This window comes from Streptomyces sp. NPDC006529 (genome assembly GCF_040611795.1).
Taxonomy (GTDB): Bacteria; Actinomycetota; Actinomycetes; order Streptomycetales; family Streptomycetaceae; genus Streptomyces.
Genome location: NZ_JBEXPB010000086.1, coordinates 1 through 12,631 on the forward strand (window position 1 = coordinate 1; position 12,631 = coordinate 12,631).

The window sequence follows — 12,631 nt, forward strand, 5'->3', positions numbered from 1 at the left end:
GGGCTACCGGGCTACCGCGCTACCCGGTCTCGCCGCCGCCCGGCGTCGGGAGCGGCGCAGCCGGTGCGGACGGCGCGGGCGGTGCGAGCGTTGCGGTGGGCAGGGGCGGCCGGGAGGGCGCCGGCGGCACGGGCGGTACCGGGGGCAGCTGAGCCGCGGAGGACGTCACCGCGGGCAGGGGCTCCTGCTTGGTCGGGGTCGGCAGCGCCGTGGGCGCCGCCGACCGCTTCACGGACGGAGAGGCGCTGGGACCGGGGGACGCGGAGTGGCTGGGGGCCCGGGACGGCGAAGCGGAGCGCCGATGGGACGGCGAGGCCGACTCCGACGGGGAGGAGGAGGGAGCGTGCGAGGGCGAGGGGGACGCCGAAGGGGACTCCGACGCCGACTTCGGCGAGGACTTCGACGCGGGCTCCGACGCGGGCTCCGACGGCGACTTCGACGGGGGCTCCGAGGAAGACTTCGGGGACTTCGACGGCGAGTCCGACGGCGAGTCCGAGTCCGAGGGCCGCAGCGCCGGAGACTCCGACGCCGACTTGGACGGCGACTCGGACGGCGACTTGGACGGCGAAGCCGGCTTGGACGGCGACGTCGAAGCCGAATGCGATGTCGAAGGCGAATGCGGGGTCGAAGGCGAATGCGAGTTAGGACGGGTCACCGTGCCCGAGGGCGACGGGGACACCAGCGGCGTCGGAACCACCGGCGGAGGCACCGGCTTGTCGTGCCGCGGCCGGTCGCCGCGGTCCCGCTCGTACCACTGCCGTTCGTGGTGGTCGTAGATCACGAACTTGTGGACGACCGTCACCGCCGGAGCGATGACCACCACGTTCGCCGGGTGGTACGTGGCCCACGGCTGCCCGTACCGCTTCGGGTCGGCCTTCAGCGCCACCGGCGCGCCCAGCGGGTTCCCGCAGGCGCAGCGCACCCGCGGCACGCCCCGGCCGTCCACGAGGACGGCCGTCCCGGCCTGGAGGACCGACTGGTACGCGGTCACGTGGCCGTCCCGGTAGCCGTGGTTGGTGACCCGGGTGTCCATCCGCAGCTGCACGGGCGTGAGCGAGCGCAGGAAGTCGGGGACGGCGCCGGGCTCGATCCCCGCGCCCTCGGCGAAAGCGCTCTTCCTGGACTGGTCGGCCGACAGCACCCGCACCTGCTTCTCCACGTCGCAGCTGGCCACGTCCTTCGTGCCCCCGTACAGGCCGGGGGCGGCCCCGCTGACGCTGCGGGTGACCGTGGTCCCCCGGGTCGGGGCCGTCGTCCCCCTGGGGGGAGCCGTTGGCGTCTCGCCGCCCGGCACCTGCGTCTGCTCCGGCGTGGCCGGTGTGTCCACGGCCGCGGGCTCGGCGGCCGTCGACTCCGTGAAGGGGTCGGGGCCCGATGCCGAGGCGTTCTGCAGGAAGACCTCGCCCGCGTTGGCCGTCGTGCCGGACGGCCGGGTGAGGACGACCGCGAGCGTGATCGCCGCGGCGACCGCGATGAGGGCGGTGACGAGCCGCGGTACGGAGCGCCACCAGGCGACGTGCGGCGGCGGCCCGGATCCCCCGGCCGGCGGACCTGCGCCGGGGGGCGCACCGGGCGGCGGCGGGGGTGGTGGGCCGTGCCGCCCGCCGGAGAGCGGGCCGGAGGGCGGACCCGACGCCCCGGAGGGGGGCCTCGACGGCGGTCCGGTGGGGCGCTCGGACGGCGACTGGCCGGAAGGTTGCGTGGTCACGGGCTCTTCTTCCCAGACGGAGGAGTTCCGGTACCCATGTGGATGTTCCGCATTGCTCGGAAATCTCCGGATTTCGTGTACTCCTGCCGACCATTGTGTGCGCCGTTCAGGTGGTGCTCGCAAGCGGAGGGTGCCTACCGTTGCGTGTGAGCCGTTCATCTCGGGGCTCCGAGCGGGTGTGGCTGGACGCGCTGGTCGCCGTCCTGGCCGGTTTCGTCGCGATGACCGTGGTCGCGGCGGCGGGCCTGGTCTGCGCGGGCGCCGACGGTCTGCCCGGCGGGGCGTTCCCGCACGTGGTGGCCGCCGTGGTCGTGCTGGCGGCCGGCGGATCGGTGGACGTGACGGGCGGTGCCGGGTTCCTCGCGGGAGCCCAGGCCGGTCTCTCGGTCATGCCGCTGTCCGTCAGCCTGGCCGGAGCGCTCACCGCCGCCTTCTGCTTCCTGCGTCCGCTGCGTCACCACGCCGTCGCGGGACCCCGCCGGCTCCTGGCCCGGGCGGCCCCCCTGGTGCTGCTCTGGCTGCTCGCCCTGACCGCCTTCGCCCTCTTCGCCCGGCACACCTTCGGCATCTCCACCGGCGATTCACCGATCGGGGAGATCAGCGAACTCCTGGACTCCGCTCCGACGGTGGGCTTCGAAGCCGCCCTCCCCGGCACCCTGTTCCTCGGCCTCCTGTGGATCTTGGGCGTCGTGCTGGTGTCGTTGCTGGTGTCGCGGCGCGCGCCGCTGCCGGCCCGGCTGGTCCGCTTCCACGACGCGGTGCGGCCGGCCGCCTTCGCGGTCGTCGCGCTGCTGCTGGCGTACGCCGCGCTCGGCGTCGTCGCAGGCTTGGTCGTCGCGGCGACCCAGGGGCATGCCCGGGAGACCCTGGCCGTCGTCCTGCTCGGGGTGCCGAACCTCACCTGGCTCGCCTTCACCCTGGGCTTCGGCGGGGCCTGGCAGGGGCGGGTCGAGGGCCCCTTCGGGCTGCCGATGCCCCGGGTCCTGGACGACGTGCTGCGCACCCCCGACCTGTCCACCGTGGACGTCGGTTCGCTGGCCCGGCAGGACGCCAGGGCCTGGTGGCTGGTGGCGGTGGCCGTGGCGCTGCTGCTCGGCGCGGGCTTCCTGATGGCCGTACGGTCCTCCGCGCGGGTGCGCCCCTGGCAGCACGCCCTGCACCTGGGCGTCGCGCTGGCCCTGGCCACGCTCGTGGTCTGCCTGCTGGCCGGGGTGGAAGCGCGGTTCGGCCTGTCCCTGCTCGGCATCGGGGACGTGGACGGCCTCGGCGGCAAGGTCCGCCTGCTCCCCCTGCTGGGGCGTACGGTCCCCCTCGCCCTCCTCGCGGGGGCGGTGGCCGGGTTCCTCGGCGCCCTCCTGGCCGCCCCGGTCCGCCGCCGCGACCGGAAGGACGGAACCGACCGGACCGGCAGGGCCGAACCGGTTCCGCCCGCTCAACGCCACTGACGGCCGAAGCCCCGCGCTTCGGCCCACGGCCCGGTACGGCCCCGTTCAGACGGCGCGCCCCCGGAAGACCGGCAGCGCCCAGCCCGGTGGGGGCGGGGCCGGCGCCGAGGGGGACGGGGGCAGGGTGGGGACGCGCCGGGGAACGGGTCCGGTGCCCGCCCGGCGCAGGGCCGAGGTGAAGGCCAGGCAGCTCGGCCAGCGGTCCTCCGGGGACTTGGCCAGCGCCCGGGCGAGTACGTCGTCCACGGCGGGCGGGAGCTGCGGGCACAGCGAGGAGGGCGGGGGCGGGGCGTCGTACTGGTGGGCCCAGAGCAGCGCCATGTCGTCGTCGCGCTGGAAGGGCGGCCCGCCGGTCAGCATTTCGTGGACCACGCAGCCGAGGCTGTATACGTCGCAGCGGCCGTCGACGGGTTTGCCGGAGATCTGCTCGGGGGCGACGTAGTCGAGGGTGCCGACGAACTGCCCGACGCTGGTGAACCCGGTCAGCGACAGCGACTTCTTGGTCAGGCCGAAGTCCGTCAGGTAGACGTGCTCGGGGTGCTCGCTGTCGGTGCCCCCGGCGACCAGGATGTTGCCCGGTTTCACGTCCCGGTGGACCAGGTCGTGTTCGTGGGCGGCGTCCAGGGCGGAGGCGACCTGGCCCGCGATGCGCGCGACGTCCTCCACCGAGAGGGGGCCAGTGCGGTCCAGCATGGCCCGCAGGTCCTGCCCGGGAACGTAGCGCATGGCGATGTACAGCAGCCCGTCGGTCTCGCCCGCCTCGAAGACCGGCACGATGTGCGGATGGTCGATGGCGGCGGCGACCTTGGACTCGTGGGCGAAGCGGCGGCGGAAGGTGTCGTTGCGGGCCAGTTCGGGCGCCAGCAGTTTGAGCGCGACCGTACGGTCGAGGCGCAGGTCGAGGGCGCGGTAGACCACGGCCATGCCACCGCGGCCGAGTTCGCTCTCGACCTGGTAGCCCGCGATCCGTTTGCCCCGGAGGTCGGACGGCCGTCCCCGGACCGGCTCCTCGCCGGAAGCACCGGCGGCCCGGGGCTCCCGCTCGTCCTCCGCCGCGTCCCCGGCCCCGTCCGCGCCCTCCGGTTCGCCCGCGGCGCTCATCGCGCCTCCGGGCGCCGGCCCTGGTCCCCGCCGGGGTCCCGCTCACCGTCGGGCAGGCCGACGAGCCTGGTCGGCGCGTGGGACGCGGGCCCGCCACCAGGCGCCCCCGGTTCCTGCGCGGCCGTCTCCGCGGCCGACGGCGCGCCGGGTTCCGCCCCGCGGGCGCCGGATCCGGGTTCCCTCAAGGGGCGGGCGGCCGGGGCGGCCGTGACGGCGTAGGTTTCGAGCCGCGTCCCGTCGCAGTACATCCAGCGCCCGTCCGTGTCGTCGTAGAGCCAGGCGGCCTCGCCGTCGAGGACCACCCCGACGCGCAGCCCCCGGGTCCCGCGCCGGAACCCCTCGGTGTCCGCCCGCCCGGCGGCGAGGTCCTCCACGGCCCGCCGGTAGCGCTCCAGGGCGTCCCCGGAGCGCGCGAGCAGCGGGCGCGGGTCCTCCGTCCGGGTCAGCGGCCTGCCGGCGGTGGGCGGCGGCTGCGGAACCGCCACGAGGAGCCGCCCGTCCACCCAGGCGGACCAGCCGTTGGAGCAGAGGATCTCGCCCCACTCGCCGCGCCGGGACAGCAGCTGTACGGGGAGGAACGGGTCCAGCGGCGTGGTGGCCAGGGAGAGGTCCGGGGCCTCCCACGCGGGCAGCCCCTCCTGCGGCACGACGTGCGTGGGCCGGAAGTCGTCGGGCCCGTCCGGGCCTGCCGTCGGCGGCGTCATCGTCCGCTCCCCCTACTTCCGCATGATCGCGGGCTCGTGCCGGCGCAGCAGCGTGAGGACCAGCACCCCGAACAGCACGGACAGGGCGGCCAGCATGCCGAGGTCGAGCAGCCAGGTGCCGGCGGAATGGACGAAGAGCGGGTCGTCGGTGATCTTGCCGGGGACGAGCGCGTGCAGGTCGATCGTGGCCGCCATGGCGCCGAGCGCCCAGCGCGAGGGCACGAACCAGGCGAGCTGACCGATCACCGGCACTCCGTTGAGCTGCAACAGGGCTCCGCAGAAGACCACTTGGACGATGGCGAGGAGGACCAGCAGCGGCATGGTGACCTCCTCCTTCTTGACCAGGGCGGAGACCAGCAGGCCGAGCATCATCGCGGTGAACGACAACAGGGCGACGGCGAGGGTGATTTCGATCAGCGGGGGCATGAAGACGCCCTTGCCGCCCGGCGCGTTGTGTTTCACCCCGAAGAGCCCGACCAGGGTGAGGACCACGGCCTGGGCGACGGTGACGGCGCCCAGGACCACCACCTTGGACATCAGGTAGGCGGACCGGGACAGGCCGACGGCGCGTTCGCGCTGGTAGATCACGCGTTCCTTGACGAGTTCGCGCACGGCGTTGGCCGCGCCGGTGAGGACCCCGCCCACGTTCAGGATGAGCAGGGCGTTCATGGCGGTCTCGGGGGTCAGTTCGCTGCCCGCCAGGGCGCGGGCCATCGCGCCCATGACGAAGGGCAGGGCGATCATGATGGCGAGGAACGTGCGGTCGGCGCCGAGGGCGGCGGAGTACCGCCGGATCAGGGTCCCCAGCTGGGCTCCCCAGCTCTGCGGCTTGGGCGGCGGCACGCGCAGCCCGGCGGCGGAGGCGGAGGGGGCGCCGTCGGTGCGGGCCCGTACGGGCGAGGCCGCGCTGGTGGCGTAGCGGCGCTGGTACGGCGACGCCCGGTACTCCGCCGCCCAGTCGCGGCCCTGGTCGTTCTCGAAGGCCTCGAAGGCCTCGGGCCACTGGTCGTAGCCGAAGAACGCGAGGGTCTTGTCGGGCGGCCCGTAGTACGCGATCCGGCCGCCGGGGGCCAGCACGAGCAGCCGGTCGCAGACGTCGAGGCTGAGCACGCTGTGTGTGACCACGACGACGGTGCGCCCGTCGTCGGCGAGACCGCGCAGCATGTGCATCACGGAGCGGTCCATCCCGGGGTCCAGGCCGGAGGTGGGCTCGTCGAGGAAGAGCAGGGAGGGCTTGGTGAGCAGTTCCAGGGCGACGGAGACGCGTTTGCGCTGTCCGCCGGAGAGGCTGTGGATCGGCTGGTCCGCGCGCTGGACGAGGCCCAGTTCGCGGATCACCTCGTCCACCCGGGCCTCGCGCTCGGCCTTGACGGTGTCCTGCGGGAAGCGGAGTTCCGCGGCGTAGGCGAGGGCGCGGCGGACGGTGAGCTGCGCGTGCAGGATGTCGTCCTGCGGGACCAGGCCGATGCGGCTGCGCAGTTCGGCGTAGTCCCGGTAGAGGTCGCGGCCGTCGTACAGGACGGTGCCCTGGTCGGCGGGGCGCAGGCCGGTGAGGGCGCCGAGCAGGGTGGACTTGCCCGCTCCGCTGGGTCCGACGACGGCGAGCAGGCACTTGCCGCCGACCGGGAAGGAGACGTGGTCGAGGAGCACCTTGCGGCCGCGGTCGACGGCGACGGTGAGGTCCTGGACGTCGAGGGAGACCTCGCCCGTGTCGACGTACTCCTGGAGCTGGCCGGCGATCAGGCAGAAGGAACGGTGGCCGACGCCGATGATGTCGCCTTCGGCGAGGCGGGCGGCGCGGTCCACGGGGAAGCCGTTGAGGTAGGTGCCGTTGTGGCTGCCGACGTCGGCGATCTCGTAGCCGCCGTCCGGGAGCGAGCGCAGTTCGGCGTGGCGCCGCGAGACGACGAGGTCGTCGAGGACGAGGTCGCTGCCGGGGTCGCGGCCAATCGTCAGGACCGTGCGCGGCATGCCGTGGCCGCGGGCCGGGAGCGCGCGGACGGAGGTGGGCTGCCGGAAGGTGCCGGTGAAGGCCGGGTTCGTGACGGAGGAGGGGCGCGGGGAGGGTGCGGGACGGCCGGGCGCAGCTGGGGCGGCGAAGACGGCGCGCGGACCGTCTTCGGAGTGGCCGAAGCGCAGCTCGCTGCCGGGGCCCACGCTCCAGGCCCGGACCCGGTGGCCCTCGGCGAAGGTGCCGTTCGTACTGCCCTCGTCCTCGACCGTCCAGTGGTCGCCCTCGGGGCGCAGCACGGCGTGGTGCCAGGAGACCCGCGCGTCGTCGAGGCAGATCTCGCAGCCGGGGTCGCGGCCCACGTGATAGGTCCGGCCCGGGGTCATCACCGTGGAGCCCCGGTCGGTTTCCATGACCAGTTCGGGGGCTGCGGGCACACCGTGACGCTGGGCCATGAGGCGATTTTCCCACGGCGCGGCCGTTCGGGCCCCTTCTCCGGCTCGTTCGCATCGCCGCAGGTCAGGGCGGTCTTATGGGGAATGACAACGGTCCCCGTTGCAGCCTTTGCCGTTCGCCTGCGGGTGCGCTTCACTTCACGCGTCGGATCCGAACGGACCTGACCGCGTCGGATCCGAACAGACCGGACGGAACGAACCGAACAGACGGGGGACCAGTCATGGGTGCGCACGACCACGCACACGACGACGGGCACGGGCACGGCCCGGGCGCGGCCGGCGGCCACGCCGGGCACGCGCACGGGGTCGCGGAGAACGCCGACCGCCGCTGGCTGGGGATCGCGCTCGGCCTGATCGGCGCCTTCATGGCGGTCGAGGTCGTGATCGGTGTCGTCGCGCGTTCGCTCGCCCTGATCTCCGACGCCGCGCACATGCTGACCGACGCGGTCTCGATCGTGCTGGCGCTGATAGCCATGCGGCTGGCCGCCCGGCCCGCGCGCGGCGGGTTCACGTACGGGCTCAAGCGGGCGGAGATCCTGTCCGCCCAGGCCAACGGGCTCACGCTGCTGCTGCTGGCGCTCTGGCTGGCGTACGAGGCGGTCCGGCGGCTGCTCGACCCGCCCGCCGTCCAGGGCGGTCTGGTGCTGGTGACGGCGCTGGCGGGCATCGTCGTCAATGTGGTCTGCGCCTGGTGCATCTCGAAGGCGAACCGGTCCTCACTGGCCGTCGAGGGCGCCTACCAGCACATCCTCAACGACCTGTTCGCCTTCATCGGGACCGCCGTGGCCGGTCTCATCGTGCTCACCACCGGCTTCGTCCAGGCGGACGCGATCGCGACGCTGATCGTGGTGGTACTGATGGTCAAGGCGGGCTACGGGCTGGTCCGCGAGTCCGGCCGGATCTTCCTGGAGGCCGCTCCCGCCCATGTGGACCCGGACGCGGTGGGCGACCGGCTGGTCGCCCACGCTCCGGTGGCCGAGGTGCACGACCTGCACATCTGGACGATCACCTCCGGGCAGGCGGCGCTCTCGGCCCACGTCCTGGTCGCACCGGCGGGCGACTGCCACGCCGTGCGCCGCGACCTGGAGGAGATGCTGCGCACGGAGTACGGGATCACCCACACGACCCTCCAGGTGGACCACGTGCAGGACGCCCTCCTGTCCGTCGGCCGCGCGGGCGAGCAGCCGCCCGGCCTGGCCGGGGACGGCCACTGCGCGGACGCCCACGGCCCGGTGCACCGCGAGGGCCCGCACGGGCACTGACCGGGGCCCGAGCGGGGGTGGTGACCCGGGCCCGCGCGGGGCATACATGGGTCCATGACGCAGAAGCGCAGCGCGGGCCTGCTCCTGTTCCGCCGGGACCCGCGGCAGGAGGAGCCGGGCGCCCCGGGGGGCGCCGGGGTCGAGGTCCTGCTCGGGCACATGGGCGGGCCGTTCTGGGAGCGGCGCGACGCCGGGTCCTGGTCCATCCCCAAAGGCGAGTACCTCGCGGACGAGAGCCCGCGGGACGCGGCCCGCCGGGAGTTCACCGAGGAGATCGGGCTGCCGCCGCCGGAGGGCGCCTACCTTCCGCTCGGCGAGGTCCGCCAGACGGGCGGGAAGCTCGTGACGGTCTGGGCGGTCGAGGCGGACCTCGACCCGGCGCTGATGCGGCCCGGGACCTTCACGATGGAGTGGCCGCCCGGGACGGGGCGGACGGAGGAGTTCCCGGAGCTGGACCGGGTCGCCTGGTTCGCACCCGAGACGGCCAGGAAGAGCCTGGTCATGTCCCAAGTCCCCTTTGTGGACCGACTGTTGGTGCTATTGAACGATTGACTCGACCTTGTCTTGCCAGCGGACCCGACTGCGTGGACATTACAACTCATGACGAGCGTCGTGCTGGTGGGAACCCTGGACACCAAGGGTGTCGAGTACGGCTGGTTGCGCGAGCGGATCACGCGCGCCGGCGTCGAGGTGGTCCTGGTCGACACAGGAATCATGGGCGATCCGCGGGTGCCCGCCGACGTACCGCGGGAAGCGGTGGCCCGGGCAGCGGGCGCGGACCTGACGCAGTTGCGGGCCGCCGCCGACCGGGGCGCGGCCGTCACCACGATGGCCCGGGGCGCGGAGGCGACCGTCCTGCGCCTGTACGCCGAGGGGCGGCTCGACGGCGTGCTGGCGATAGGCGGCAGCGGGGGCACCTCGATCGCCACCCGGGCGATGCGGGCCCTGCCCCTCGGGGTGCCGAAACTGATGGTGTCCTCGATGGCGTCCGGTGACGTGGCGCCGTACGTCGGATCGTCGGACATCACGATGATGTACAGCGTCGTGGACATCGCGGGCATCAACAGCGTCTCGGCGCCCGTCCTCGCGAACGCCGCCGAGGCCGTCACGGGGATGGCCGAGGGGTACGCGCGCGCCGCCCGCGACACGCCCCCGGCCCGCCTCGGGACCGGCGGCCGGCCGCTGATCGCGGCCAGCATGGCGGGCGTGACCACGCCCGGCGTGGACGCGGCCCGCGAGCGGCTGAGCGAACTCGGCTACGAGGTGCTCGTCTTCCACACCAGCGGCGCGGGCGGCCGCACCCTGGAGACGCTCGCCGGGCAGGGCCTCTTCACCGGCGTGCTCGACCTCACCCTCAGCGAACTCGCCGACGACCTGTGCGGCGGCGTCCTGACCGCCGGTCCCGACCGGCTCAGCGCCGCCGGACGGGCCGGGATCCCGCAGGTGGTGAGCCTGGGCGCGCTGGACATGGTGAAGTTCGGCCCGCTGGAGAGCCTGCCGGAGCACGCCCGCTACCGGCGGGTCCGGGTGCACAACCCGTCGATCACGGTCATCCGTACGACCCCGGCGGAGTGCGCCGAGCTGGGCCGCCGGGTCGCGGCCAAGCTCCGCTCGGCCACCGGTCCGACCGCCGTGTGCCTGCCGCTGCGCGGGCTGTCCACCCTGGGCGCGCCGGGAGGTCCGTACCACGATCCGGGCGCGGACCGGGCCCTGTTCACGGCGCTGCGCGAGGGGCTGCGGGGCAGCGCGGCCCGGCTCCACGACTACGACACCCACATCAACGATCCCGCGTTCGGGCGCGCGGCGGCCGACCGGCTGCACGACATGATCGGGGTGCGCCGAGCGGCGGCCTGAGGCCCGGCCGCCCGCTCCCGGTCACGAGGGTGGCCGACGGCCGGGAACGTGTGGCCGAGAACCAGTGGATGAGACAGCTGTACGGCCGGGAACCGGCCACGGCACAATCCGTGTCCCAGGAGATGGCCCGGCACCGCCGGACCGTCGGACGACAGCGCAGGACGCGGCGACGCCATGGCAGGGGGCGAACGATGAACACATGGACGGTCCCCGGTTACACGGAGAGCAGGGAACTCGGCGCGGGAGGCAGCGGGCGCGTGGTGCTCGCCGTGCACGACGCGACGGGCACGGCGGTCGCGGTCAAGTACCTCGCCGACCGGTTGCGCCGGGATCCGGCGTTCGTACGGGAGTTCCGGGCGGAGGCCCGGCTGCTCGGCGGGCTCCACTCGCCGTACGTGGTGGGGCTGTACGAGTACGTGGAGGCTCCCGGCGGCGCGGCCATCGTGATGGAGCTGGTGGACGGGATATCCCTGCGCGCGGTCCTGCGGAACTCGGGCGCCACCGACGCGGAAGCGGCCCTGGTGGTGCTCAAGGGGTCGCTGCTGGGCCTGGCCGAGGCGCACCGCGCCGGAGTCGTGCACCGTGACTACAAGCCGGAGAACGTGCTGGTCGCCCAGGACGGTTCGTCCAAGCTGGTCGACTTCGGGATCGCGGCGGGACGCGGCACGCAACCGGGCGTCGCGGGCACGCCCGCCTACATGGCCCCGGAGCAGTGGCAGGGCGAGCCGGCCTCGCCCGCCGCCGACGTGTACGCGGCGACGGCGACCTTCTTCGAGTGCCTGACCGGGCGCAAGCCCTTCGCCGGGGAGAACTTCGCAGAGCTCGCCGTCCAGCACATCGAGGCGCCGGTGCCCGAGTCCGAGGCCCCGGAGCCGGTCCGTCCGCTGATCCGCCGGGGCATGGCGAAGCAGCCGCAGGAGCGTCCGGAGAACGCGGATGCCTTCGTCGTGGAGCTGGAGGACGTGGCCCGCGCGGCGTACGGCCCCGACTGGGAGGAGCGCGGGCAGCGCAAGCTCGCGGCGCTGGCCGCGCTGCTGCCGCTGCTGTTCCCCTCGTCGGGTCCCCCGGCCGGGGGCACCACCGCGCTGGCCACGACCGTGCTGCCGCCGCCTCCGCCGCCGCCCCCGTCCTGGCAGCCGGGCCGGCGCGGCTGGATCGCGGCCGGGACCGCGCTGGTGCTGGGCGCGGTGCTGGTGTTCGCGGCCGAGGCGGTCGGGGCCTCCCCGGGCGGGAGTTCGGCGGTGAGCGCGTTCGCGACGACCAGCGCGGGACCGCCGGGACCGGGCGCGCCGACGGCCTCTCCTTCCCCGTCGGGCTCCGCCTCGCCGTCGCCGTCCGCGTCGGCTTCCGCCTCGCCCTCCCCCTCGCCCAGCGCGAGCGCGAGCGCCAGTACGAGCCCCAGCCCGAGTGCGTCGGCGTCCCCCACGCCGACCCCCACGCCCAAGCCGTCCAAGACCGTGCCGCCGAAGCCGACCGTGTCCGTCGGCTCCCTCTCGGTCGCCCTGCGCGCCGGTACCGGCGCCGGGCAGGCGACGGTCTCCCTCAAAGTGACGGGCGGTGAGGCGGGCGTGGTGCTGGAGTGGTTCCTGGGCAACTCCCCGGGCGACCTGCGGGTGGCGGACGGTTCGGGTTCCGCAATGACCCAGGGCGGGGCGCTGCCCCCGCAGACGCACACCTTCGCCCGGGGCCGCGGCTGCTACCTGAGCGTGCGCGTCACCACCACCCCCGCCGCGGACAACGGGTCGGCGACCGCCAGCCAGTACATCCCCCGCTGCCCGGTGCAGGAGGTACCGCGATGACCGGACCGCGTACCCCCGCACCCGCGCCGGAGGGCGACGACTACAGCGCGACCGTGCTCGGCAGCCACTGGATCAGCGGGCCGCCGGAGCGGTCCGACGGCCTGGCGGCGACCCTGCGTCAGGACGGCCCCGAGGCCGCCACCGCGCGTCTCGACGAACCCGGGGCCGAGGCCGCCACCGCGCGTCTCGACGGGCCCGGGGCCGCCACCGCCCGGTTCGAGCACCCCGAGGCCGTGCCCGACCGGGTGGAAGGCTCCGTCCTGCGCTTCGGGCCCGGGGTGACGGCCGCCCTGGCCGCGCCCTTCCCCGTGCCGGCGGGCGCGGCCGGCGCGCCCCGCCCCCGCGAAACGAA

At 74.6% G+C, this 12,631-nt stretch carries 9 protein-coding genes and 1 pseudogene; 6 read left to right on the top strand and 4 right to left on the bottom strand.

All coding sequences use genetic code 11. The features are described 5' to 3' along the window. Positions 1 to 19: 19 nt before the first annotated feature. Positions 20 to 1,708 (bottom strand): DUF6777 domain-containing protein, encoded by a 1,689-nt coding sequence (locus ABZY31_RS30645; protein ID WP_356416866.1) that lies wholly within the window; start codon positions 1,706 to 1,708, stop codon positions 20 to 22. Positions 1,709 to 1,854: 146 nt separating this feature from the next. On the opposite strand from ABZY31_RS30645, the gene ABZY31_RS30650 reads away from it, so the two are divergent. Continuing rightward, positions 1,855 to 3,153 carry a streptophobe family protein gene (locus ABZY31_RS30650; RefSeq protein WP_356416867.1) on the top strand — a complete coding sequence of 433 codons (1,299 nt, stop codon included), beginning with the start codon at positions 1,855 to 1,857 and terminating at the stop codon, positions 3,151 to 3,153. 45 nt (positions 3,154 to 3,198) lie between these two features. On the opposite strand, the gene ABZY31_RS30655 is transcribed toward ABZY31_RS30650, so the two are convergent. The 3 genes from ABZY31_RS30655 to ABZY31_RS30665 are packed head-to-tail and all read right to left on the bottom strand — an operon-like array spanning position 3,199 to position 7,364. Then, the gene (locus tag ABZY31_RS30655; protein ID WP_356416869.1) at positions 3,199 to 4,254 is read right to left on the bottom strand and encodes a serine/threonine-protein kinase; all 1,056 of its coding nucleotides are present in this window, start codon (positions 4,252 to 4,254) and stop codon (positions 3,199 to 3,201) included. Next, positions 4,251 to 4,958 carry a hypothetical protein gene (locus ABZY31_RS30660; protein WP_356416871.1) on the bottom strand — a complete coding sequence of 236 codons (708 nt, stop codon included), beginning with the start codon at positions 4,956 to 4,958 and terminating at the stop codon, positions 4,251 to 4,253. The genes ABZY31_RS30655 and ABZY31_RS30660 overlap by 4 nt, the downstream gene beginning before the upstream one ends. A gap of 12 nt (positions 4,959 to 4,970) precedes the next feature. Then, on the bottom strand, positions 4,971 to 7,364 hold the full coding sequence (locus ABZY31_RS30665; RefSeq protein WP_356416873.1) for an FHA domain-containing protein: 2,394 nt from the start codon (positions 7,362 to 7,364) through the stop codon (positions 4,971 to 4,973). A 221-nt stretch (positions 7,365 to 7,585) separates the two neighbouring features. Between ABZY31_RS30665 and ABZY31_RS30670 the strand changes: the two genes are divergently transcribed. From ABZY31_RS30670 to ABZY31_RS30690, 5 genes and pseudogenes are all read left to right on the top strand, one after another. After that, positions 7,586 to 8,626, top strand: coding sequence for a cation diffusion facilitator family transporter (locus ABZY31_RS30670; RefSeq protein ID WP_356416875.1), 1,041 nt, complete (start codon positions 7,586 to 7,588; stop codon positions 8,624 to 8,626). Between the two features lie 54 nt (positions 8,627 to 8,680). After that, a complete protein-coding gene (locus tag ABZY31_RS30675) occupies positions 8,681 to 9,178 on the top strand; it encodes an NUDIX domain-containing protein (protein WP_356416877.1) in 498 nt (165 codons plus the stop codon). A gap of 48 nt (positions 9,179 to 9,226) precedes the next feature. Beyond that, the gene (locus ABZY31_RS30680; RefSeq protein ID WP_356416879.1) at positions 9,227 to 10,480 is read left to right on the top strand and encodes a Tm-1-like ATP-binding domain-containing protein; all 1,254 of its coding nucleotides are present in this window, start codon (positions 9,227 to 9,229) and stop codon (positions 10,478 to 10,480) included. A 191-nt stretch (positions 10,481 to 10,671) separates the two neighbouring features. Beyond that, a complete protein-coding gene (locus ABZY31_RS30685) occupies positions 10,672 to 12,279 on the top strand; it encodes a serine/threonine-protein kinase (protein WP_356416881.1) in 1,608 nt (535 codons plus the stop codon). Continuing rightward, a pseudogene (locus tag ABZY31_RS30690) lies at positions 12,276 to 12,631 on the top strand (hypothetical protein); the annotation flags it as partial. The gene ABZY31_RS30685 and the pseudogene ABZY31_RS30690, both read left to right, overlap by 4 nt.

Coding starts and splice junctions, on each gene's coding strand:
- ABZY31_RS30655 (WP_356416869.1), bottom strand. CDS start 4,254: ATGAGCGCCGCGGGCGAACCGGAGGGCGCGGACGGGGCCGGGGACGCG.
- ABZY31_RS30660 (WP_356416871.1), bottom strand. CDS start 4,958: ATGACGCCGCCGACGGCAGGCCCGGACGGGCCCGACGACTTCCGGCCC.
- ABZY31_RS30665 (WP_356416873.1), bottom strand. CDS start 7,364: ATGGCCCAGCGTCACGGTGTGCCCGCAGCCCCCGAACTGGTCATGGAA.
- ABZY31_RS30670 (WP_356416875.1), top strand. CDS start 7,586: ATGGGTGCGCACGACCACGCACACGACGACGGGCACGGGCACGGCCCG.
- ABZY31_RS30675 (WP_356416877.1), top strand. CDS start 8,681: ATGACGCAGAAGCGCAGCGCGGGCCTGCTCCTGTTCCGCCGGGACCCG.
- ABZY31_RS30680 (WP_356416879.1), top strand. CDS start 9,227: ATGACGAGCGTCGTGCTGGTGGGAACCCTGGACACCAAGGGTGTCGAG.
- ABZY31_RS30685 (WP_356416881.1), top strand. CDS start 10,672: ATGAACACATGGACGGTCCCCGGTTACACGGAGAGCAGGGAACTCGGC.